This window comes from Mesorhizobium sp. LjNodule214 (assembly GCF_964252735.1).
GTDB lineage: Bacteria > Pseudomonadota > Alphaproteobacteria > Rhizobiales > Rhizobiaceae > Mesorhizobium.
Window position 1 is genome coordinate 157368 of the sequence record NZ_CAXUPE020000006.1, and the last position, 22733, is coordinate 180100.

At 58.3% G+C, this 22733-nt stretch carries 14 protein-coding genes and 4 pseudogenes; 7 read left to right on the forward strand and 11 right to left on the reverse strand.

Translation table 11 applies throughout. From position 1 onward, the window contains the following. Positions 1 to 63: 63 nt before the first annotated feature. Positions 64 to 186: a hypothetical protein gene (locus tag ACSQ3Z_RS35765; RefSeq protein WP_436175793.1), complete on the forward strand. Its 123-nt coding sequence runs from the start codon at positions 64 to 66 to the stop codon at positions 184 to 186. Between the two features lie 283 nt (positions 187 to 469). Here ACSQ3Z_RS35765 and ACSQ3Z_RS35770 read toward each other — a convergent pair. Further along, a pseudogene (locus ACSQ3Z_RS35770) lies at positions 470 to 613 on the reverse strand (transposase); the annotation flags it as partial. Between the two features lie 44 nt (positions 614 to 657). Then, positions 658 to 873, reverse strand: a complete 216-nt coding sequence (locus tag ACSQ3Z_RS35775) for an arginase family protein (protein WP_436175761.1) — start codon at positions 871 to 873, stop codon at positions 658 to 660. Between the two features lie 846 nt (positions 874 to 1719). Here ACSQ3Z_RS35775 and ACSQ3Z_RS35780 point away from each other — a divergent pair. Continuing rightward, positions 1720 to 2589 (forward strand): alpha/beta fold hydrolase, encoded by an 870-nt coding sequence (locus ACSQ3Z_RS35780; RefSeq protein WP_436175762.1) that lies wholly within the window; start codon positions 1720 to 1722, stop codon positions 2587 to 2589. 770 nt (positions 2590 to 3359) lie between these two features. On the opposite strand, the pseudogene ACSQ3Z_RS35785 reads toward ACSQ3Z_RS35780, so the two are convergent. Then, positions 3360 to 3539: pseudogene (locus tag ACSQ3Z_RS35785) on the reverse strand (aspartate aminotransferase family protein); the annotation flags it as partial. Positions 3540 to 4308: 769 nt separating this feature from the next. Between ACSQ3Z_RS35785 and ACSQ3Z_RS35790 the strand changes: the two are divergent. Continuing rightward, a pseudogene (locus tag ACSQ3Z_RS35790) lies at positions 4309 to 4834 on the forward strand (IS3 family transposase); the annotation flags it as partial. A 308-nt stretch (positions 4835 to 5142) separates the two neighbouring features. Here the strand turns inward: ACSQ3Z_RS35790 and ACSQ3Z_RS35795 are convergent. After that, positions 5143 to 5604, reverse strand: coding sequence for an Lrp/AsnC family transcriptional regulator (locus tag ACSQ3Z_RS35795; RefSeq protein ID WP_126057703.1), 462 nt, complete (start codon positions 5602 to 5604; stop codon positions 5143 to 5145). Between the two features lie 277 nt (positions 5605 to 5881). On the opposite strand from ACSQ3Z_RS35795, the gene ACSQ3Z_RS35800 reads away from it, so the two are divergent. The 3 genes and pseudogenes from ACSQ3Z_RS35800 (at position 5882) to purF (ending at position 9952) form a co-directional block, all read left to right on the forward strand. After that, the gene (locus ACSQ3Z_RS35800; protein ID WP_436175763.1) at positions 5882 to 7078 is read left to right on the forward strand and encodes an aminotransferase class V-fold PLP-dependent enzyme; all 1197 of its coding nucleotides are present in this window, start codon (positions 5882 to 5884) and stop codon (positions 7076 to 7078) included. Positions 7079 to 7116: 38 nt separating this feature from the next. Further along, positions 7117 to 8262, forward strand: a complete 1146-nt coding sequence (locus ACSQ3Z_RS35805) for a M20 family metallopeptidase (RefSeq protein WP_436175764.1) — start codon at positions 7117 to 7119, stop codon at positions 8260 to 8262. Between the two features lie 277 nt (positions 8263 to 8539). Then, positions 8540 to 9952: pseudogene (gene purF, locus ACSQ3Z_RS35810) on the forward strand (amidophosphoribosyltransferase). A 270-nt stretch (positions 9953 to 10222) separates the two neighbouring features. Here purF and ACSQ3Z_RS35815 read toward each other — a convergent pair. The 7 genes from ACSQ3Z_RS35815 to ACSQ3Z_RS35845 all read right to left on the reverse strand — a co-directional run bounded on the left by ACSQ3Z_RS35815 (position 10223) and on the right by ACSQ3Z_RS35845 (position 20864). After that, positions 10223 to 11680 carry an aspartate ammonia-lyase gene (locus tag ACSQ3Z_RS35815; protein ID WP_436175765.1) on the reverse strand — a complete coding sequence of 486 codons (1458 nt, stop codon included), beginning with the start codon at positions 11678 to 11680 and terminating at the stop codon, positions 10223 to 10225. A 223-nt stretch (positions 11681 to 11903) separates the two neighbouring features. Then, the gene (locus tag ACSQ3Z_RS35820) at positions 11904 to 14378 is read right to left on the reverse strand and encodes a GcvT family protein (RefSeq protein ID WP_436175766.1); all 2475 of its coding nucleotides are present in this window, start codon (positions 14376 to 14378) and stop codon (positions 11904 to 11906) included. Positions 14379 to 15182: 804 nt separating this feature from the next. After that, positions 15183 to 15413, reverse strand: a complete 231-nt coding sequence (locus ACSQ3Z_RS35825) for a hypothetical protein (protein WP_436175767.1) — start codon at positions 15411 to 15413, stop codon at positions 15183 to 15185. Positions 15414 to 15934: 521 nt separating this feature from the next. Then, entirely contained in the window at positions 15935 to 17116 is a 1182-nt protein-coding gene (locus ACSQ3Z_RS35830; RefSeq protein ID WP_436175768.1) for a M24 family metallopeptidase, read from the reverse strand. Between the two features lie 669 nt (positions 17117 to 17785). Next, a complete protein-coding gene (gene sucD, locus ACSQ3Z_RS35835) occupies positions 17786 to 18685 on the reverse strand; it encodes a succinate--CoA ligase subunit alpha (protein WP_436175769.1) in 900 nt (299 codons plus the stop codon). A gap of 12 nt (positions 18686 to 18697) precedes the next feature. Then, a complete protein-coding gene (locus ACSQ3Z_RS35840; protein WP_436175770.1) occupies positions 18698 to 19882 on the reverse strand; it encodes a malate--CoA ligase subunit beta in 1185 nt (394 codons plus the stop codon). Between the two features lie 34 nt (positions 19883 to 19916). Next, a complete protein-coding gene (locus ACSQ3Z_RS35845; protein ID WP_436175771.1) occupies positions 19917 to 20864 on the reverse strand; it encodes an HpcH/HpaI aldolase/citrate lyase family protein in 948 nt (315 codons plus the stop codon). A gap of 378 nt (positions 20865 to 21242) precedes the next feature. Between ACSQ3Z_RS35845 and ACSQ3Z_RS35850 the strand changes: the two genes are divergently transcribed. Then, positions 21243 to 22721 (forward strand): NAD-dependent succinate-semialdehyde dehydrogenase, encoded by a 1479-nt coding sequence (locus ACSQ3Z_RS35850; protein ID WP_436175772.1) that lies wholly within the window; start codon positions 21243 to 21245, stop codon positions 22719 to 22721. Positions 22722 to 22733: the final 12 nt, after the last annotated feature.

Below are 22733 nucleotides of genomic sequence, written 5' to 3' on the forward strand. Positions count from 1 at the left end.
GGAATGGCCGTGGTCCGATGGGCGTCCCGAAAGGCCCCGCTCGAGGGCTCTTGGCTCGCCCGCATGATGGCGAAGAAGCCGCGCATGCTCGTGGCCATTGCGCTGGCCAACAAGATGGCGCGTGGCATCTGGGCCATGCTGACAAAGGAAAAGGATTACCGGAATCCGGCAACGGTGCCTGCATGAGCATTCAGCAGGACACCTGACCGGTCCGTTGGGGATGTGAGGAAGGCCTGAGCCGCATGGGCAAATGATCGATCAGATCGGGGTCAGGAAAACCAGAATGACGCACCGAGCCTCGCGCTCGCTTTCTAGATTGGGACCTGATCCGCGCATCACCATACCGGCCCGCGGCACGTCATGGCCGCAACTCAAGGCCTGACACAAGACCGCACTCGATCACACGTTCAAAGGTTCAAAATCTTCCTTGCAAAACGGCTGGCATCCACACAAGGGTCATATATCAGGCCCGCTGCACTGCCCATTCATTTTTCTGTTCGAGCAGGAATGCGCCGACGAGGCGCACGATCGCATCGTCGTTCGGGAAGGGTCAGACGACCTCGGTACGCCGCTTAATCTCGCCGTTGAGACGCTCTACCGGATTCGTCGAGTGGGGTCCTATGCTAATCGCAAGGCTGTCAGGGTAACACAGGACGGCTAGAGGAGGCGACGGATCCGCGAGGCCAAGCCTCGGTCGCTGAGAAATTCGCGCGGCACAGCGCTAAGCTCCCCTGGCGCGGGCGCCTGGGTACCGTGGACGTAGGCGATGTTGAGTGCGGTGATATCGAAGCTGAGGAAGGTCGGTTCCTCGCCGACCGCCTCACGGATGCGAGTGATCACGGCAGACAGTCGGCTGGCGGTCGCTGGCGTCATTCGCTGGAGCGGATTAAGCTTGAAGGGCTCTGGAACTCAGATGGCTCCGACGACCGGCGCGATCTCGCCGAGAAGCCCAGACCGATCTCGCGGCATGGCTGTCCGTCAGGTCGCTATCCAAGGCTGACGACCTGGGCGGAAGAGGCCATCGACAGCACGCCGACCTTTTGCCTGCCACGCCAGCCCACAGGCACTTGAAGTCCGCCAACAAATCCGCGACCCACCAATGTCGTGCGCATCTTTCCAAACTTATAGAGCTGCCTGCGCGACTAAGCGATGGCGAAACGACCGAGCACTCGTAGCCCCTCTCGCGGATCAGTCGGTAGAGTCCATAACCGGTCGCCCCGAGCAAAAGTATACGCGCCGGCGCCGGGCCGCGAGTTGCTTCACGTACGTCGTATCGAACTTCATTCCTCGCCGAAATAGCGAACCTCGCCGGCTCGTCCCTCGTCGGCCACCGCAATTTGCGTTCGTCACATCGATCCCGACGAAAACTTCTGTAGAGAGCCATCCTCAAAGGTGCGGGCATAGGGTCTTATGTTAGACGTCCGGCAACAGCCGCCTTTGTAGCATGCCCGCACCACGGTTTGCCGGCTGCTTCAGCCATTCGTCGCTTAGCAAAGGATCGGCTTAGCGCTGAAGAAAACTTGAAATACGGAGGCCACGCAGATTTCTTGCGCGAAACGGGCATGATTCGCCGCAAGCCGCCCATCTATTATGGTATGAATTGGTGCGACACTAGCAATCTTACCTACAGGGCGCATAATAAATGTCAAAGCAACGCGATGCTGTCAGTCGACCCGTCGCTGAGGACACTCAGCAGTCGCAGCGACGGTCGGGAACCCGATGATCGCAGAGCGTCGCATATCGGTTGCAGGGATCGGTACGTCGTATTACGAGAAGGGAACCGGTCATCCGATCTTGTGCCTACATGGTGCCTCGCCTGGGATGATTTGGGATGCAAGGCTCTCCTGGATTCGGCAGCTGCACGGTCTCTCCGATCAATTCAGAGTGATTGCGCTCGATCAGCTTCAATTTGGCGGGACAGATAATCCCGCTCCTCCAGGCCAGTATATTAACCGCCTCGGCCGTGTGGAACATGTCATTGGTTTCATCGAAGCAATGGGCTTGAAGAGGATTACGCTCGTCGGCAACTCAGAGGGATCCTTCGTTGCCGCGCGCGTCGCGATCGTGCGTCCCGATCTAGTTTTCAGGCTCGTATTGCTCACCGGCAACTCCTCATCGCCCCCATTTGGAGACGAACGCGACAAAGCCTGGATGGACGCCACCGAGAAGGAATATTATTCCGACCTCGGCAAGCCGATGCCCACCGAAGAGGAATTCATGCGTGAAGGCGAAGCCGCTGGCGGACACGATCCATTTGAGGCCGAGCTGAAAGAATATCGGCGGATAGCCTACCGGCGGCCCCATACGCGCGAAAGATGGAAGATTCTAAAGAACGCGCCCGAAGAAGAAACGAATATGCAACTCTATATAACGCTGCAACAGCGATACATCATACCTTATCTTGACCAGCTTCATGCACAGACGTTGATCATCTGGTCAAAAGATGATCCAACTGTGCCGCCCGACAATGGTTTTAGGCTGGCAAAGCTGATCAGGAACTCGGAATTTCACCTGCTGCGTGGTGGGCATGGCCTACACCACCAGCAGAGCGACGCCGTAAACAGCCTCATCCGGTATTGGCACGGGTGATTAACGCCGTCCAAGCTGCATCCGCTCAGCTTTCACTGCCCTAAGTACATAGTCAGAATTGCGCAGCTAATTTTCAAACTTTAAGAGAACGACAATGTGGACGAGAAGTGGAGAGATCTCGTATTCGCGTTGAATATTTGTCCTCGGAAAGGTACACCTCGCTGCCTATCGTCAATGGAAGTGACTGACCCGATGCACATGCGTCCTTTGAAAATCATGTGTTGAGAGCTCCATCGGCATCCATCAAGCCTGCTCGCTTCGGAGGAGCGTCACTGTGGTCACCGACTGATGCGATCTTAGGCGCGGTCTCGTCCTTAATCATTCCCGCGTCAGAACATAGTGTTGGGTGTTGCCGCTGTAAGCCACACGCAATTTGCGGCTGCAGCGGGCACATCGGAAGAGACCTGGCAGCAAGGCCTCGCCGCGGCGGATCGCCCCGCGACCAAGATAGCTCTTTCCGTTGGCGTCGTCGGCGATTCCTCTCGAACTCCTCCCAGGAAATATATCCCTCGTGGTGATCGTGGATCAAAACGTACCCGTCCATTCCAGTTCCGGGGCAGGCTGTCGCGCACGACCCGCTTCCGGCCGCTTTCGATCACAACCCGCGTCCCAGGCCGGCCAAAAGCATACGCGCCGGCATAGACCGGATGGTCAGCATGTGGCGCAGCGTGTGATAGACTGGCGCCTCCCACTCGGTCGCATGCTTCTCGAGGCCTTGGAGTCCGGCAGAACGAGGACTTGCTCCTGGCGGAACCAGACCAAGACATGGGCTGAATGTTCGCCAGCGCGGCGGGGCGGCACAAAGGTGCCCAGAGTACGCCAGCCGTGCCCCAACGGACCGAATTCTCCGTGCCCTGCTCCAGGACCGACCAGACTCTTCCGATGATTGAGCCCGAGATCGGGAGGTAGGCTGAACTGAGAACTTTGGCAATTGTGACAAGGTCCGGACGATCCTAAAGGAAAGAAACATTCTGGAACATGTAAGGTTTAGCAAGGAGCGCTACTGCTCGTTAGTAAGCGCCTTCGCGCTCCTCTACACCGCCTGACGCCCCGGCTCGATTGTAAGGCCCGGGAATAGAGATGACGAAACAGTGGATCAGCATGCCGTAAGCCCTGCGCAAAAAAACGGGCTTCGTGCCCGAACCATTTGTTGGGAACGGCGTGCGCGGATCTCATCATGGTGGCTGCGACAGCAGTTCACTCGCGAGAGGCCGGATACATTTATGCAACTGGAATCGTCGTCGGCGATGTCCCGAACCTTTGCACGGACGGGGCGGACCCTACATTTTTTGACAACAGCTCGCGCAGCGCCGAGGCTTCCAGCATCTGGTCAGCAAGCAGCTTCTTCAGCCCGGCGTTCTCCTCCTCCAGCACAGAAGGTCCACCGAGGGGAACTCCTGCTGACCATTGCAACGTCCTTTGTTGTGACTGCCCAGATGATGAATCGTCGGCATGGAATCGTGCGCTGGATCGCAATGGATCGCCAGAAGGCTTCAGGTACTGGGGCACAAGGTTGGCCTGAGCCAGCGCAGTTCGTGAAGCCTGTCGATATCGGCAAGAACATGTTCCACGTCGTCGGCTTGGACAGCGACGGCGAGCCTGTCCAGCGAGTTCGCTACCGACGCGATGCGCTGATGGAGTCTTCGAGCGGGCAGCGCCGGCATGCTGCGGGAGGACGGGGCGGGACCGTCCCATTAAGGGTAAGGCCTGGCGCCAGGCGCGAGTCTGCAGGCCTCGCTAGGCCTGTCGGAGCGGCGGGCTAGTTCGATCGTCGGCGCCGACCGCAAGATGGTCCGTTACCGGTCGCGGCGCCCACCGGAGAGGAACTGCGCGGCCGGCTACGCGAATTGGCCAACGAGCGCCGGCGCTTCGGCTACTGGCGGCTGTTCATCCTGTTCAGGCGCGAGGGCGAGCCATCTGGCATCAACCGCATCTATCGCCTCTACCGCGAGGAAGGGGTGACGGTGCGCAAGCGAGGGTCACGGCGGCGCGCTGTCGGTACGCGGGCGCCGATCCTGGTGGGAGCGACGCCCAACGCGCGTTGGTCGATGGGCATGCGGCCGTCGTTTCCGCGTGCTCAACATTGTTGACGAGGTGACGCGCGAATGCCTTGCCGTGGTCGCCGACACCTCGATCTCGGACCGCCGCGTGGCGCGCTAGCTGACGGGCTGATCGGCCGCCGCGGCAAGCCCGGCATGATCGTTTCCGACACGGCACCGAGTTCACCTCCAACGCCATCCTCGCCCGGCGCGACGATATCATCACGACGCAACTTCCGGCGGACAACCATCGCGCCCTCCGCGTCCACGCCGTCCGCACGTGCTTGGCGACATCCAGACCGATTGTGCTAACCTTCTCCATGGACGGTTCTCGCTCATGTGACTTTCGACAGCCGCACTTTGGCACATTGCGATGGCGGGAGCGGAGACCGTCGCCCCATCAGGTCAATGCGGCATAGGATTGCTTTGCTACCGGACGAACAGCAAGGGTTATCAGGTTGATTCGCTTGAGACCGCAAGTGCCAGCGCAAGTCGATGCGGTCGCATACTGCCCTTATTCTTCAATAGGCAGAGCCAATGACGCCTTGATCCGATCCATTACGACCATCGTCTTGACTGCCTTGATATCGGACTCATGAAAAAATCGGCGGGTAAATGCCTCATACTCGGCCATGTCCTGGACAGAGATCAAGAGAACGAAATCGGCTTCACCCGTCACATAGTACGCACTCATGATCTCAGGCGTGCGCCGAACCGCCTGCTTGAACCGATCAATGATATCTACCCGCTCACGCTCGAGACTGATCGACGCCAGCATGAGCATGGGACGACCCACGGCTTGTGGCGAGACTATGGCAACGTCAGCCTCGATCACACCTTCATCACGCAGCCGCTTCAGTCGCCGCTGACAAGCGGTCGCAGAAAGGCCCGCAAGTTCGCCCAATTCAGCCGTCGTCAGGCGATTGTCGCGCTGCACTGCGTTGAGAAGCTTGCGATCAACTCGATCCAGATCCATTTCACGATCACTGCAAAAACGGAGAGATTTGCGCAGAAAAACTGCTTGGCTCACCCGATATTAGCCTGAGTTCCACAAGGATCAAGCCATAAAATGATCCGATCAGCGAAAGGCATTTGCCTCCCGGTGGTGAACCTCTTGTCTTATAAATTCGGCCGAATGGTATGATCGCCCGCAAGGTAGCACGACGGCTTCTCAATCCAGGCATTTTCCTTGCTACAACTGCAGAAATGGGCGTCCCGAGTAGGTTTTGCGCTCTTTACCCACGAACACGGATATGATGACGAGCATGACAAGCCATTTTCTTCCTTTGGACGTCCTCCGGCAGGAATTTCCAGCCACCCAAAGCGCCATTTACATGGATGTTGCAAATCAGGGGCTCATATCCAGAACCACCCGCAGGTCCATGGAACAGCACCTTGATAATCGACTAAACGGCTTGAATGACGAAGAAGGAATGATGCAGCTTGTCGAGCAAACACGCTCCAGATTTGCTGAATTTATTGGGGCCGAAAAGGACGAAATCGCTGTTACGAAGAATGCATCGGAAGGCATTAACATAATCGGAAACGCGATTGCCTGGAAGCCCGGAGACAATGTTGTCCTGTGCCGCCAATTGGAGCACGCAAACAACATCCTTCCTTGGCTGCAACTGAGAGACAAGCACGGAGTTGAGCTGCGGATTGTAGAATCTGATAACGGCGCAATCCCCTGCGACGCTACTATCGATCAAATCGACTCGCGCACCCGTATCGTTACAGTATCGACTGTCACAATGGTGCCAGGCTTCAAGACATTGATGGAGCCGATAGCCGACGCTTGCAGGCGTCTTGGCACCTTTCTTTTGGCTGACGCCTCCCAATCAGTTGGCATACTCCATACCGATGTCAAACTGCTTGGCGTCGATGGTTTGGTGGCATCATCTTACAAGGGGTTGATGGGCCTCTATGGGTTGGGATTTCTATATTGCCGCCGGGAATGGGCCGATCGTCTAAGCCCTGCCTATCTCGCCCGCTTTAGTGTCGATTTGGGCGACGCGCCGGAGTCGGCTCCAATATTCGATTCGGTAAACTTGCGCGCGGGCGCGCCCCGTTTTGAAATTGGCCATTACAATTTTGCGGGCGTCATAGCGGTCCACGCATCCATCGGACAGCTGATGGAAATCGGCACGCCCGCTATTGAACAAAGCGTTACATCGGTTGCAAGGCGACTGGCGTCTGGCCTCCTAGACCTCGGGCTCCCCGTCTGCGGCGGAACGCCAGGGGATCACACCGGAAGTATTGTTGCTCTCGGAGATCCAGGACCTGGTTCGGGAAAAGCCGATAGCCGCATTCAGTCGCTGCACGAGCATTTTTTGAAGAACCAGGTGATCGTCTCTGTACGCCGGGGAATGCTGCGCTTCTCGCTACATTTATACAACACAGCAGACGAGGCTGACCGAGTTGTCGGCCTGGCAAAGAACTGGCTGGCATAGCCGCAAGCTTGCATTCTCAAGGAGGGATAGGAGTATTCATGTCGTCCATCAGCACACAAACGGTAGAGCTTCTCAAACAACTCATAAAAATTGAGAGCATCAACCCTTCAGCGTCGGCAAAGGGGAGCGGTGAACAAAAGGTCGCTGAGTTCCTCGAGGCCTTTTGCCGAGAGCGAAACCTGCCCTTTGAGTATCAGGAGGTAACGGACGGCCGCGCCAACTTCTTCACCTGGGTTCCCGGGCAGGAGCCCGATAAGCGTGTCCTGTTCATATCCCACATGGACACGGTGCCGGTTGATAATTGGGAGGCAGATCCTTTTTCGCCGGACGAACGGGATGGTCGGATTTATGGGCGAGGAAGTTGTGACGATAAGGGCCCGCTCGCGGCAATGCTCATGGCTCTTAGCACTCTAGGGGACCGTAAGCCACGATACACGATTGTCCTAGGCGCAAGCGTCGACGAAGAATACCGGAAGAAAGGAGCGCGAAAAATCGCTCAATCAGGTGTGTCCTACGAGGCCGCAGTGGTCGGTGAGCCTACTGACTTGGAGCTTGTCGTTGCACATAAGGGCTCGGTCCGCTGGCAGGTTGAAGTGGAGGGTGTACCCGCTCACAGCTCCAAGCCCCATCTTGGGGTGAACGCGATCACAGGAATGGCCAAGGTTATCGTGGCACTCGACAAGATCAATGCAACTCTGTCCAAACGCGCGCACCCGCTGGTTAGCCCCCCGACTCTCACGATTACACTCATCGAAGGGGGTACGGAATTGGCGACGGTACCGCCATCCTGCCGCGTGTGGATCGACCGGCGGCTTATACCGGGAGAACGACCGGCAGACGCGCTACAGGAGGTAGAGAACATACTGGAAGGCCTGCGCCAGGGTCCCGATGGGATCAAGGTGCGCTCGCTGCTACCCGCTCTGGAAGATCCAGCCCCCCCGAGCGCGGAAGCAACAAAGATCGCCGCAGTAGCGGCAAAGGCATGTGCTGAAGTTGCCGGAACGGGCCAGCACCGCGGAGTTCCATATGGGACGGATGCGAGTCAGCTCTCGTTGGGAGGTATTTCCTGCGTTATTCTTGGACCTGGAAGTATTGATCAGGCTCATACTGCCAACGAGTATGTCGAAATTGATCAGCTGACTAAAGCTGTCGAAATCTACCAAAAGATTATGCTTAGCTACTAGGGCCCATCTGGCGCAATCACACAGGAATAGGTCCCGCGATGCCGTCGGCTTCGCGGGACTATTTACCCCCAAGATCGATTTTCAAGCCGTATGAAGCCACTCACATGATGTCGCTGATGCCGGATAATCATGACTGAGCTCCGATGCGACAAGAGTCTGGCGCATTGGAACGGATCTAATTGGCTGCGGGGTTCTTCGCGTCCGACATCGGCGGCCTCATGGTCAGATTCAGGCGAAGAGACCGGCCGCCTTATTTTCCGGCTTGTGATCGTGACCGATGCTTGAGGTAGATAAACTCTTCTCGGCGGAGGCCGATGCTCATTTTCATGATGAATGCGGCATATTCGGAATCTTCGGCCCTTGGGATGCGGCCACTGTCGTCACCCTCGGCCTGCATGCCCTGCAGCACCGGGGCCAGAAGGCGGCGGGCATCGTCTCCTATGACGGCACGCAGTTCCACGTCGAACGTCATGTCGGCCTGATCGGCGACACCTTTACCAAGAAGCCGATCCTCGAGCGGCTGAAGGGCACGCGCGCCATCGGCCACACCCGCTACGCCACCGCCGGCGGACCCGGGCTGAGCAACGTACAGCCCTTCTTCGCCGAGTTGGCCGACGGCGGCTTTGCCATCGCGCACAACGACAACATCACCAATGCGATGATACTGCAGCGTACGCTGCAGAAGCAGGGTTCGATCTTCTCGTCGACGTCGGACACCGAAACGATCCTGCATCTCATCGCAACCAGCAGCGGGAAGGACGTCAATTCGCGCTTCATAGATGCGGTTCGCCAACTGGAGGGCGCGTTCTCACTGGTAGCGCTGTCGTCCACAAAAATGATCGGCTGCCGCGACGCGCTCGGGATCCGGCCGCTGGTACTGGGCGAACTTGACGGCGCCTGGATCCTGGCCTCAGAGACCTGCGCGCTCGACATCATCGGTGCGCGCTTTGTTCGAGACCTGAAGCCTGGCGAGATGGTCATCGTCACCGCTGAGGGAGTGGAGAGCCTGTTCCCGTTCGAAAAACAGAAACCGCGGTTCTGCATTTTCGAGTATGTCTATTTCTCTCGTCCGGATTCGTCGGTCGAGGGCCGCAACGTCTATGAAGTGCGAAAGACGAGAATCCGGTCGATGCCGACATCGTAGTGCCTGTGCCCGACGGCGGCACGCCGGCCGCGATCGGCTTCGCCCAAGCTGCCGGCCTGCCCTTTGAGCTCGGCATCGTCCGCAACCACTATGTTGGCCGCACCTTCATCCAGCCGACCGATTCCATCCGCCACATGGGCGTCAAGCTGAAGCACAATGCCAACCGCCGGATCAGACCAGCACGATGCGCTTATCCTCGAAGATCGTGCAGTTGCTGCGCGATGCCGGCGCGAAGGAAGTGCATATGCGCGTCGCCTCGCCGCCGACTCGCTCCTCATGCTTCTACGGCGTCGACACGCCCGAGACGGCGAAACTTTTGGCCTCGCATATGTCGATCGAGGAAATGGCCAAATTTATCCGTGTGGATTCGCTCGGCTTCCTGTCGATCGACGGGCTTTATCGAGCTCTCGGCGAAACGGCCCGCGAGAACAAACAGCCTCAATTTTGCGACGCCTGCTTCACTGCCGAATATCCGACCCGCTTGCTCGACCAAAGAACGCTGAAAACGTCCGGGCTCCGTCGGCTTTCGCCGCAGGCGGACAGTGAATCTGGCTAGCCAGTTGGAGCGGCTTCGTGGTCGGTGTGAACCCCGATGCGCTGCCTGCTCCGAAGGTGAAGGGCGATCAGCCAAAGGGCAAACCTAGCCTGGTGACGTTGAACTCGGCCGGAACCCGTCTGCGGGCTTACTGCGGAAGAGAGCCCTTCGATCCTTCTTAAGCCCGAAGAACGCACCACCTCTGAGCGATCCCTGGCCCGTATGTTCGAACACGGCTCGCCAGCAGCGTCGGTGTCCGAGCAGCAGCGCCGCTACGCAGATCAGTCGATCAATCTTCGGCCCGTTGTTGTGAAGCCGGTCGCGATCGCACCGGGCGGGTCAAAAAGGTGCGGATCGGCGGCCTGTGCGATGAGCTCCTCCGAAAGATCCGGCTGCTCGGCCAGGACTTCGCGGATCGTTTTACCGGAGGACAAGACTAGCTTTGCAAGCTCCGCCGCCCGATCATACCCGATCGCGGGCGTCAGTGCTGTTGCCACGGCGGTGCTGACTTCGAGATGTCTGCGGCAAGTCTCTGCATTGGCGGTAATGCCCACGACACACCTCGTGCGCAGAACATCGACGGCATTGGTCAGAAGCTCAAGCGAGTGCAGTATGTTGTAGGCGATCACCGGCTCCATGACGTTCAGCTGCAGCTGTCCCGCTTCGGAGGCGAGTGTGATCGTGAGATCGTAACCGATGATCTGGAAGGCGACCTGATTGACCACCTCCGGCACTACAGGATTAACCTTTCCGGGCATGATCGAGGAGCCGGGCTGAAGCGCTGGCAAATTGATTTCGTTCAGCCCCCCACGCGGGCCGCTGGAAAGCAGCCGCAGATCGTTGCATATCTTCGAGAGTTTCGTGGCTGTCCGCTTCAGCATTCCCGAGAAGAGCACGAAGGCACCGGTATCCCAGCAGGCTTCGATCAGATTTCCGGCCGGGACGACGGGCAGGCCGGAAATCGCGCGCAACTCGGCGACAGCTGCCGCCTGATAGCCGGGGTTCGTATTGATGCCGGTGCCAATCGCCGTGCCACCGAGGTTGATTTCATGGAAGAAGGCGGAAATCTCACCGAGACGGGCTACATCTTCGCGTAGTGTCGTCGCGAAAGCCTGAAACTCCTGGCCCAGCGTCATCGGAACAGCGTCCTGCAACTGCGTTCGGCCCAGCTTGATCACGTCCGAAAAGGTTTCCGCCTTGGCCTCCAGCTCACCCGCGAGCTGCTCCAAAGCTCGCTGCAATGCCCCCCGTGAAAGAAGGATCGCAAGACGGATCGCCGTCGGATAAACATCGTTTGTCGATTGAGCGAAGTTGACGTCGTTATTGGGATGCAGTTGGTCGTATTGTCCGCGTGGCAGTCCCATGATCTCCAGGCCGCGGTTGGCGATGACCTCGTTGATGTTCATGTTGGTCGAGGTGCCTGCGCCGCCCTGAAACACATCGAGCGGGAACTCGGCAAGGTGTCTGCCCGCCGCGATTTCTGCACAGACTTGGCAGATGACATCCGCCTTTTGCTTGTCCAGATCTCCGAGCGCCGCGTTAGCGCGTGCCGCTGCCATTTTCACGTAGGCAAGCGACTTGATGAAGTTCGGAAAATGGCTGATCCGGATACCCGAAATCGGGAAGTTAGCGATGCCCCGGGCCGTCTGTGGCCCATAATAGGCATCGACCGGGATGCTTACAGGGCCAAGCGGATCTTTCTCGATGCGCTTTACTTGTGGAGCCTTCGTCACCACCATTACCTCAGTCATTGCGCTGGCGCAGTTGGCTCGGAGGCGCATGTCAATTGGAAGCCTCCAACTCGGAGCTCATCGAAGCCTCGTCATATGGGCCGCCTCCGCAGCCGAGGAGTCCAATAGGGCACAAGAAAGTGGGCCTCCGGGCTTCGAAGGAGTTGCGGAGCGGATCCGTCCGGGGAACAGAAGAGAACCAGCTCGTTCCGCCTCTATGGTGGCGCACGACCTATTGCTTAGCCCGATCCCCGTTTGGATCGAAAAACGCCCGGAGCGACGCGTCGCATTCGTAGAGTTTGCCGGCGATCTCGATTTCCCATCGACTGTTTTCGATCAAGTCCTTCGTGACACCAGCGGGGTGGTTTACATATCCCATTCCGATTGACGTTCCGATCGTAAAGCTCTTCACGCCGGAGGAAATATATCCGACAATCCTCCCGTCGCAGCGGATAAGCTCTTCATGAAAGAGGACTGGCTTCGGATCGCGAAGCTTGAATGACACTAGTCGTTTTTTAAGCGGCCCGGCATTTTTCTGGGACGTTAACGCCTCTTTTCCTATAAATCCGCCTTCTTTATTCCAGTCCACCGTAAATCCCAACCCCGCTTCAAGCAACGTATCAACTGGCGTTAGATCGAGCTGGTATTCTCGGTAGGCGCGCTCGGACCGCAGATGTTCAAGCGCGTGGTACCCTGCAGCCTTAAGGCCATACGCCTGGCCGGCCTCCCAAACAACATCAAACACGTGCTGTGCCATCTCGGTTGGAATATGAAGCTCCCAACCAAGTTCTCCGACATAAGTTAGCCTGTTGGCTATTACGCGAGCATAACCGATATCGATTTCCTGACTGGTGGCGAACGGGAACGCCGAATTCGCCAGATCTGTGTCGGTTACCTGCGATAGGATCTCGCGCGATCGCGGGCCTTGCAATGAGAGGACCGCGTACCCAGACGTGAGATCAGTGACCGTGACATTCCATTCGTCTGTAATGTGTTTTGTGATCCAGGCCTTATCCCGGGGATGGACGGTCGCTGACGAGATGATTAGGAACTCTGTCTGCGACAAGCGGTTTACAGTGATATCTGTCTCTATCCCGCCCTTTCCATTGAGCATGTGGGTGTATACCAGCTTTCCTACAGGTACATCCACATTGCCGGCGCAAAGCCACTGAAGGAAACGGCAGGCATCGCGACCCTGAACCAAGTGCTTGCCGAAAGAGCTTTGGTCCAACAAGATGGCATTGTTACGGGCAGCCTTGCACTCCTGACTGGTATATTTGAACCAACTCGGCTCGTCGTAGGAGTAGACGTTTTTAGTCGATTCCCCCTCCCCCGCGAACCACATGGGACGCTCCCATCCCATTCCTTCGCCAAAGCTAGCTCCAAGCCTCGCCCACCGATCGTGAAGAGCGCTTTTGCGGACACCTCGGGACGTCTCAGGCTGGTAAGCCGGCCAGTGCATCTTATAGTGAAGACCCAACACTTCGGCTGTGCGATCGTGCAAATATCGTTTATTGATCTGGAAGGGATGGAACCGGGCGACATCCACGAAGCTGATGTCCATCTGAGGCTCACCGCCAATGATCCACTCTGCCAGAGCTCGTCCTGCTCCCGCGCCGTATTCAATGCCCTCTGAATTATAACCCGTCGAAACGAAAAGATTTTTCAATCCAGGAACTTCACCAATCATGAAGAGAAGGTCAGGGGTGAAACTTTCAGGACCATTGAAAAATTTGGCAATGCCGCAGTTCGCAAGGTCAGGAACAATCTCTATCGCTTTGGTCATCGGTAGCTCAAAGTGATCCCAGTCTTCAGGAAGCTCGATGTATGCCGTTTCCTTCGGAAGCTTCCCCATCGGCAAAGGTTTTCCCCAAGGCTCGAAGGCACCAACCAGAAGTTTCCCTGTATCTTCTTTCAGATACACATGCCCGTCGGTGTCGCGTAACACTGGCAAGGTGGGCGTCACAAAATCCATCGCTTCGGTCACTACGTAAAAGTGCTCTGCCGCGTATATCGGAATTCGCGCACCTAACTTCGACGCAAGTTCTCGGGTCCAAAGCCCACACGCAAGTACGAGAATTTCAGCCTCAACAACTCCCTCATTGGTCCGAACTTGGTAGTGCCCGTCTGCTGTGCGCCAGAGGTCTGTGACTTCTGCGTTTTCGAAGATTTTTACGCCGTTCTTTTTGGCGCCAAGAGCTAACGCCATGCATGTGTCGACAGGATTGGTTTGGCCGTCACCAGGGATAAAGACTGCGCCTTCGATGATCGAGGCGTTGAGCGTCGGATAGAGCTTTTTCGCCTCGCTCGGAGAGATCATGTTGGCCTCAAGGCCAAAACTTTTGGCAATCGAGGCGTTGCGTGCAGTTTCGTATAGGCGTTCCTTGGTTCTGGCGACCCCAAGCGTGCCATTTCGCTTGAATCCGGTAGCTTGGCCAGTCTCGGCCTCCAGCGCGGAGTAAAGTTCAGCATTATATTTTGCGATCTCCGTCAGTGCGTGTGTCCCACGCGTCTGCATGATCAAACCCGCAGCGTGCCAAGTTGTACCGGACGTAAGACTGTTGCGCTCCAAGAGTGCGACGTCCTTCTTACCGTTCCTTGCAAGGTGAAAGGCAACACTTGCTCCCGCAATCCCTCCACCAACGATGAGGATCTCGTGGTGGCGAGTCGGTGTTTCACGAGGACGGAAAGGCGGATTCGTAATCATATGTATCCTTGTTCGGTTTCACTCGGAAACGGCAGCGGCAAGGTGTTTCGACGAGGCCGGCCATCTTGAGCTTATGCGGGCCGCTTCCGTGCATTTCCGGCGCTATGATCATGAGTCAGTCACTTCCCAGCAGACTAAGGGGCGAGGCTCGCGTAGATCGCGCTAATTGTGCCGCAAAAGCGGTGTCGTTCTGCGTATTCTTTGGTTCGGCGCTGAATTATAGCGCGGGCGAAAAGGGCGGCGCTGACAAAGTCTGGGTTGGTCCGATTGCGAACACTTGCAAAGCGTGTCCGAGCGCGCAGATGGTAAACTGCGCCATCTCTCAGATAGCTGCCCTTGACCCACGGCTAAGAATGGGGACGGGGCGCGCGCGCAGACGAGCTCAGGCGACAGGCGCGTCCTTCGCGACTGCGCCCTCGATAGCACTGTGGTTAGCGAGCGGATTGCAGCTGCACATGTAGCTTGCCGACACAAACTGCTCGAGGAAATCACCGACAGCCAAAATGATGATGAACCTGGGGGCGCGGAGAGAAGATCCCAACGCCAACATCCTTCGCGCCGAGCGGTCGAGGAAACTGGGCGCCGCCCCACCGTCCGCGCGAATAGAACCCCCGGCGTTGTGCCCAGTGGCACGGCGGTGTCCCGAGCGCGACTGTGAGACGCGCGTCTGTACCCTCGAGCTTGCGCATCCCAAGCTGCGGAGGACTCCTATTTCCCTGTTAAAGCCGCTGACCGTCGTCGTGCGGGAGGTTGGCGGGAACGACCAACAGCGGCCGCTGCTGACCAGATCGGGCGAAGTCGCCATCACGGCAGCGCCGCGCGAAGCTCCGTAGCACCAATCCAAGCGATCGGCTCAACGACTAGATCAAGCGGAAGACAATGGTCGTCGGCTTGTTCTCCAACGAAGATGCCATATTCCGTCTCGCCGGTGCGCTGCTCCTGCTTAAACAGGGCGATGAAGAAACTTGCTAGGCCAGGATGAGCCATGATCCGCTTATTGGCCTGCCGGCAGTGGCGCTGATAAGCCGGCTGCATGTCAGAGCCGAGCGACGACCAAGTCCTGCTGGGTGAAGATCAGAGATGAAGGTCCCCCGCGCAAATGGAGTGGGGACTTGGCCGCCGTACGGAGGATGTTGCAGCGCCCTACTTCGAGCGGAGGTTTAGTGAGGTACACACGCAGCCGCGTTGCACACAATTTCCGCGCCGCGAGCGAGACTGTCCCCTGCGACAAACGCATGCGTTTGTCCGTTTAGGCAAGACGTCTCAGATCTGCGCAGACAAATAGTTCTGGGTCTTGGAACCTGCCGCCCTAGCTTAGAGCACTTGCTGTTGAGCGCGGCTGGAACAGCATAGCTGGTCACCGCTAGGATGCAGTACTCCGGTGATTTCCACGCCCACTGACCAGAGAAGATGCTGTGCCATCCCCGCCCACGGCTGTTGGGGCTATCTACTCTAAACTAAGCGCTCTTCCGGGTAAGATGAAAAGTTACGGATTGGGAAGCGAAGCACTTCGGCCTTCCCAATCCGGCTGAGTGGCGAATCGTAAAAGCTTTCAGCTAGTCTACGACTATCAACTCTCGTGCGACGTCGGCTAGCCGCTCGCCACCCTTTTCGGTAACAACAAACGACTCCGAGATTGCGGCTCCGAAGGCAGGAGGCCTCACTCCTGATTGGAAATGGAAGCACATGCCAGCCTGGAGCACAGTCTTTTCGCCGGCGCGAATGCTCACAGTACGTTCGCCCCAGTCCGGCGGAAAATTCATTCCGATTGAGTAACCGGAACGGCCTTTCTTCACGTACCTGTGGCGGTTCAGGACGCTCAGCCAAACGGTATTCAGTTCGTCGACGACTACACCCGGCTTGGCCATTTCGAGGACAGCGTCGCCACCTTCGATGATGGCATTGGCGAGGTGCTGGGCCTCCTTGGGTGGCTTTCCCATGTAGACCGTGCGCGTCAGCGGCGCATGATAATGGCGCCTGGCCGCTCCAATTTCCAAGAGAACCAACCCCGACTTGGGCAGGGGCTTATCCGACCATGTGAGGTGTGGAGCGTTCGTCTTTTCGTCCACCTGTATCAATGGGCAGAGACTTGTATAATCACCATATTTCCCATCAACGCCTCTTGTCTGATCGGCATAAATCTGAGCGACGATTTCGTATTCAGGAACACCCGGCTTCAGATTATCTATCGCCCGGCGCATGGTGTGGCTGACAATCCGACCCGCTTCCCTCATATAGACGAGTTCAGCGTCGGATTTGACGAGTCTCGCCCAATTGACGAGTCCTTTGCTGTCGGAGAACTTGGCGTTTGGAAGACCCGCGACGAGGTGCTGATGCGCTCGAGCGGTGTAGAAATGCGCATCAAGCTCAACCCCAATGCGATCAGATCCCCATCCGCGTGATTTAATGATTTCACTGACTTCGTCATAGGGATGCAGTTCAACGTGATGGAGCCGGTCATCGGAGAAGTTGATGATATCCTCAGCAGCCAGGTCCGTCGTGGCACGAGCGCCGTTAACGTCAACCAGCCGTCCGATCCACACCGGCGAGTCCGACTTCAGGTGCAATAGAACCACTTGAGGCGTATAGAAGGACCAGGCGTCATACCCGGTCAGCCAACACATGTTCGCGGGATCTTGGCAGATTAGCAGGTCCAGTCCTGCTTCCTCCATCCGTGTCTTGACGTCTTGGACACGGCGGCGATACTCCGCCGGCTGAAAGGGTTTCTCAAAGTCCATTTCGTAGTCGTCCTCTGCACCTAGGTTGGCTCACCGGACCAAGCATTCTTTTCCATGCCCGTCCGTACTGGTTCCTAACCTAGCATGCTTCAGAGGCCTGCTTCACGCGGACCTCGTCGTCCGGCCGCAGAAAACCTGCGTTGGTTGGGCTTTGTGCGCAGCTTCACTTCCCATGTGAGAGACTCAGCTCATGTCTGGTGTGGACCGCCTCTTCTTATTGGCGCCAAAGGGGGTAGGGCAGCGGTGGACGTAAGGTGACCGGTAGCTTGGTTGTCAATCAAGGGAGAGCGGCGCGCGCGACGGCGACGCAAATGTCCAGTCTGACTACTGAAGAGCGCTGAAGCGGCCTAAGCAAAACGGCCATGCGCCGACGGCCCCTGTGGAGTTTTGGCGGCGGACACGATCCCCGATTTAGCAGCCCAACACCGAGCTAAACGCCACCTCGGTTGGGATGCCAAGTAGATGCAGGGCGTGCTGACCACCACCGCAAAGGCTGTTTTGGAGTCTCTCTTGAGACTGTTTATCGCTAAATATGCCGGCAACTTGGCTCGTCGCAAGACGCGGGAGCCGCGACATCAATTTGACTGAAGCGCCGCCGAGAGTTGCGCTAATCTCAATAGCGCCGATGCGGTTCCTTTACCTGGTCCTCAAATTGACCGGTATGTTGCGCTATGCTGCCTTCGTCCGATTCGCCATCACGCCGGCCACGATCTCGCCGAACGAAGCCGGCGTCGGCACGATGACGACCCCGGCTTCCTTCAGGATCTCGACCTTCTCTTGAGCAGACTCGCCGAAGGCCGAGATGATCGCGCCGGCATGGCCCATGCGGCGGCCTTTCGGGGCGGAGAGGCCTGCAATGTAGGCGATCAGGGGCTTGCGCATGTTGTCGCGCGCCCAGATCGCGGCTTCGGCTTCCTGCGGCCCGCCGATCTCGCCGATCATCACCACGGCGTCGGTATCGTCGTCCTGCTCGAACAGTTCTAGGATGTCCTTGAAGGAGGAGCCGTTGATCGGGTCGCCGCCGATGCCGACGCTGGTCGAGACGCCGATACCCAATGCCTTCATCTGTGAAGCCGCCTCGTAGCCGAGCGTGCCGGAGCGGCCGACGATGCCGACGCGGCCGGGCAGGTAGATGCTGCCGGGCATGATGCCCATCAGCGCCTGTCCGGGCGAGATCACCCCGGCGCAGTTCGGACCGATCAGCCGCATGCGGTCCTCGAAGCGGTAGCGGCGCATGTAGCGCTTGACCTGCATCATGTCCTGCGAGGGGATGCCGTCGGTGATGCAGATGCATAGTTTTATGCCGGCATCCGCCGCTTCCATGATCGAGTCGGCGGCGAAGGGCGGCGGCACGAAGACGATGCTCGCATCGGCTCCGGTTTCGCGCACGGCCCCCTTGACGGTGTTGAACACCGGCAGGCCGAGATGCGTCTGGCCGCCCTTGCCGGGTGTGACGCCGCCGACCACATTAGTGCCGTAACGCTTCATGTCTTCGGCGTGAAAACTGCCGATCTTGCCGGTAAATCCCTGCACGATTGCGCGGGTGCCCCGGTTAAGCAGAATGGCCATTCTTTCGTCCCCTCAGCCTGCTTTTTTCATCGTGGCGGACCGCCAGGCGGCGACGGCTTTGTCGGCGGCTTCGGCGAGTGTTTCGGCGACGATCACCGCCTCGCCGGAATCGGACAGGATGCGGCGCCCTTCCTCGACCTTGGTGCCGGCCAACCGCACCACCAACGGGACGTTGACGCCGACTTCGCGGATTGCCTTGACAACACCCTCGGCGACCCAATCGCAGCGATTGATGCCGGCGAAGATGTTGACGAGGATGGTCTTGACATTCTTGTCACCAAGGACGGCTCGGAACGATTTCGCAACCCGCTCGGGCGAGGCGCCGCCGCCGATGTCGAGAAAGTTCGCCGGCTCGCCGCCGGCGATCTTGATCATGTCCATCGTCGCCATGGCGAGCCCCGCGCCGTTGATGATGCAGCCGATGTCACCGTCGAGGCCGACATAGGAGAGGCCACGGTCACTGGCAAAGGTTTCGCGCGGATCCTCCTGCGACTTGTCGCGCAATTCGGATATTTGGGGACGACGAAATAGCGCGTTCTCATCGAACGACATCTTGGCATCTAGTGCCATCAGATTGCCGTCACGCGTGACGACCAGCGGGTTGATCTCCAGCATCGAAGCGTCGTAGTCGCGAAACACGCGGTAGCAACCAAGTAGCGTTTCGGTCGCCTTGCCAATCAGGTTGTTTTCGAGACCAAGCCCGAAGGCGATCTCGCGCGCCTGATAGTGCTGCATCCCCGCGCCAGGGTCGACAGTCGCGCGAATGATTGAATCCGGCTGCTTTTCGGCAATCTCTTCGATCTCCATGCCGCCGGCCGCAGACGCGACGATCATCACCCGCTCGGATTTACGGTCGAGAACAAAAGCGAGATAGATTTCCTGGCCAATGTCGACGGTCTCTTCGACATAGAGCCGCGACACCAGCTTGCCGCGCGGCCCCGTCTGATGCGTCACCAGCTTCCTTCCGAGCATCGCCTCGGCCGCATCGGACACTTCCTGGTCGGACGAGCAGATGCGGATGCCGCCGGCCTTGCCGCGCGCACCGGAATGGATCTGCGCCTTGACCACCCATTTGCCACCGCCGATCTCGCTGGCACGGTATGTCGCCTGCTCCGGACTGTAGGCCAGACCGCCGCGCGGCACGTGCACGCCGTGACGGGCAAGCAGTTCCTTGGCCTGGTATTCGTGGATGTCCATCTTATCCTCCCGGTATGTCTATTGCGCCGGCATATTACGCCTGGCCGGCGCGCTCGATCGCCTCGTTAACCGCCAGCACGTTGCGCGCCATGCGTTCGGAAGCCGCGTCGATCATCTTGCCGTCAAGCGCCGCCGCTCCCTTGCCCTGCGCCTCGGCCTCCTTCAGCACTTCGAGGATGCGCCGGGCGCGCGTCACTTCCTTTTCCGGCGGCGAGAAGACCTCGTTGGCAAGCGCGATCTGCGAGGGGTGGATCGCCCATTTGCCTTCGATGCCAAGTGCGGTGGCGCGCCTGGCGCCGGCGATGTAACCTTCCGGATCGGAGAAATCGCCGAACGGTCCGTCGATGGCGCGCAGGCCGTAGGCGCGGCAGGCGACGGTCATCCGCGACAGGGCGAAATGCCACTGGTCGCCGGGGTAATCGGGGTTCAGCCCGCCAATGTTGACGGTGCGCGCCTTGCAGCTCGCCGCATAGTCGGCGACGCCGAAATGCATCGCCTCCAGCCGGCCTGCCGTCGCGGCAATCGCCTCGACATTGGCCATGCCGAGCGCGGTCTCGATCAGCGCTTCCAGGCCGACCCGCGTCTTGTATCCCTTGGCCATCTCGATCTGGTTGACCATGGCTTCGACCATGTAGAGATCGGCCGGCACGCCGACTTTCGGCACCAGGATCGTGTCCAGCCGATCGCCGGCCTGTTCCATGACGTCGACCACGTCGCGGTACATGTAGTGGGTGTCGAGGCCGTTGATGCGCACCGATACGGTCTTGCCCTTGGCGCGCCAGTCGATGTCGTTCAGCGCCTGGATGATGTTCTTGCGCGCGCGCTCCTTGTCGGGCGGCGCGACCGCGTCCTCGATGTCGAGGAAGATGAAGTCGGCGGCGCTGTTGGCCGCCTTGTCGATCATCTCCGGGCTGGAGCCGGGAACGGCCAACTCGCTGCGCTGCAACCGTAGTTTCTTCAGGTGGTTGATCGTGTGGCTCATCGCGGGCTCCCAGCATCGGGCTGTTGCTTTTGCGTCCTTTTGTGTTCTTCACAAGCTAGCACGCCTTGGACGCCGAGATTGTGCAGTCCGGCCGGGTAATGCCGCACAGGATCTGCATCTTTGCGGCCGCTAGCGCAGCAAATCCTCTTCCTCGTTCTTTTGTCGCCTAGGAAGCGGTTGCCACCCATTGGGCATTGGTAGTGCAGTAGAAATCTTGCTGAACCTCGCCCATAAGGCGACAGCGATCAAACGGCGAAAAAGCTCAGTCGCATGCCCTTATTCGCAGGAGATCGTCTTGAGGGCCCTCGATCGCGCTGCCTATCGCCTCAGTTACGCAGTTAATTTGCCGGAAATGAACTGTCGATCGTGAGGTTAGTGATGAAAGGTACCGCAACTGCCGCGTTAAAGGAGCTCAAACGGCAGGACCTCCTCCAAAAGTGCGCCTATGTGAATGGAGCTTGGCTCTCCAAGGCTGAAACGATCTTGGTGGTTGACCCGGCTACTGGCCAGGACTTGGCTCAGGTAGCTGCCTGTGAGGTGTCTGATGTAGATAACGCGGTCAGCTTCGCACGAACCGCGTTTGAACAATGGCGCAATGTTCTTCCTTGGGAACGGGGCGCATGTTTGCGGAGATGGGCCGCGGGTATGCGCGAGAATGCGGAAGACCTTTCCACCATCATGACCGCTGAACAAGGCAAACCATTGACCGAGGCGCGCGGTGAGATTTCATATGCCGCTAGCTTTCTCGACTGGTTTGCGGCAGAGGGTGAGCGAGCATATGGCGAGACCATCCCGAGCCATCTTGCGGGCAGCCGGCTCTCCGTGCAGATGCAGCCGGTCGGAGTGACGGTCGCTATCACGCCTTGGAACTTTCCGTCGGCGATGATCACCAGGAAAGCAGGAGCCGCCTTGGCTGCGGGCTGCACGATGATTGTCAAGCCAGCCCCGGAAACGCCCCTGTCCGCTCTGGCGCTTGCCCGCCTTGCCGAGGAGGCAGGACTTCCCGCTGGGGTATTTCAGGTGATCACGGGAGAGGCTGCCCCACTCGCAAAACGGCTATTGGATCATAGCGATGTGCGGGCATTCTCCTTCACGGGCTCGACCGAGGTCGGTCGGATCCTGCTCGAGCAGTCGGCAAAAACCGTGAAGAAGGCTTCACTTGAGCTCGGCGGCAATGCTCCTTTTATCATTTTCGATGATGCCCCCTTGGAGACAGCCGTAGCTGGATGCATAGCAGCCAAATTTGCCACATCCGGTCAGGACTGCCTGGCAGCCAATAGGATCTATGTTCAGCGAGGAAACTATGAGCGCTTCGTGGAAGAATTCGCGAAGGCCACCGGTAAACTGAAAGTCGGGCACGGATTCGAACCCGGTGTCGATATTGGCCCAATGACCAAACCATCCGTCGCCGAAAAGTGCAGACGGCAGGTGTCCGAAGCTATTTGTTCCGGGGCTCGCATCGTTACTGGCGGACAGGATAGCCCTCTCGGGGGCAATTTCGTTACCCCCACTGTTCTCGCCGATGTCACGGACGACATGCTGGTCGCGACGGAAGAGACATTTGGTCCGGTGGCGGCAATCCTTCCGTTCGATGAGGAGACGGAAGTGCTTGCGCGAGCCAACAACTCGGAAATGGGCCTTGCGGCTTACGTTTACACAAAAGATCTCAGCCGCGCCATGCGGCTAACCGATCAGTTGGAGTATGGCATGGTCGCCGTCAACACCCCGAAATTCACCGGCGCTCCCATACCCTTTGGCGGATGGAAACAATCCGGGCTCGGCCGCGAGGGCTCAAGGCATGGTCTCGCCGAATATCTCGAACCCAAATACGTGTGCATCGGTAATACCGCAAACTAGAGGGACAGAAGC

What these genes read in the sequence shown, in the direction of transcription:
- ACSQ3Z_RS35765 (WP_436175793.1), top strand. Translation starts at nt 64, where the DNA reads ATGATGGCGAAGAAGCCGCGCATGCTCGTGGCCATTGCGCTGGCCAAC.
- ACSQ3Z_RS35775 (WP_436175761.1), bottom strand. Translation starts at nt 873, where the DNA reads ATGACGCCAGCGACCGCCAGCCGACTGTCTGCCGTGATCACTCGCATC.
- ACSQ3Z_RS35780 (WP_436175762.1), top strand. Translation starts at nt 1,720, where the DNA reads ATGATCGCAGAGCGTCGCATATCGGTTGCAGGGATCGGTACGTCGTAT.
- ACSQ3Z_RS35795 (WP_126057703.1), bottom strand. Translation starts at nt 5,604, where the DNA reads ATGGATCTGGATCGAGTTGATCGCAAGCTTCTCAACGCAGTGCAGCGC.
- ACSQ3Z_RS35800 (WP_436175763.1), top strand. Translation starts at nt 5,882, where the DNA reads ATGATGACGAGCATGACAAGCCATTTTCTTCCTTTGGACGTCCTCCGG.
- ACSQ3Z_RS35805 (WP_436175764.1), top strand. Translation starts at nt 7,117, where the DNA reads ATGTCGTCCATCAGCACACAAACGGTAGAGCTTCTCAAACAACTCATA.
- ACSQ3Z_RS35815 (WP_436175765.1), bottom strand. Translation starts at nt 11,680, where the DNA reads ATGGTGGTGACGAAGGCTCCACAAGTAAAGCGCATCGAGAAAGATCCG.
- ACSQ3Z_RS35820 (WP_436175766.1), bottom strand. Translation starts at nt 14,378, where the DNA reads ATGATTACGAATCCGCCTTTCCGTCCTCGTGAAACACCGACTCGCCAC.
- ACSQ3Z_RS35825 (WP_436175767.1), bottom strand. Translation starts at nt 15,413, where the DNA reads ATGCAGCCGGCTTATCAGCGCCACTGCCGGCAGGCCAATAAGCGGATC.
- ACSQ3Z_RS35830 (WP_436175768.1), bottom strand. Translation starts at nt 17,116, where the DNA reads ATGGACTTTGAGAAACCCTTTCAGCCGGCGGAGTATCGCCGCCGTGTC.
- sucD (WP_436175769.1), bottom strand. Translation starts at nt 18,685, where the DNA reads ATGGCCATTCTGCTTAACCGGGGCACCCGCGCAATCGTGCAGGGATTT.
- ACSQ3Z_RS35840 (WP_436175770.1), bottom strand. Translation starts at nt 19,882, where the DNA reads ATGGACATCCACGAATACCAGGCCAAGGAACTGCTTGCCCGTCACGGC.
- ACSQ3Z_RS35845 (WP_436175771.1), bottom strand. Translation starts at nt 20,864, where the DNA reads ATGAGCCACACGATCAACCACCTGAAGAAACTACGGTTGCAGCGCAGC.
- ACSQ3Z_RS35850 (WP_436175772.1), top strand. Translation starts at nt 21,243, where the DNA reads ATGAAAGGTACCGCAACTGCCGCGTTAAAGGAGCTCAAACGGCAGGAC.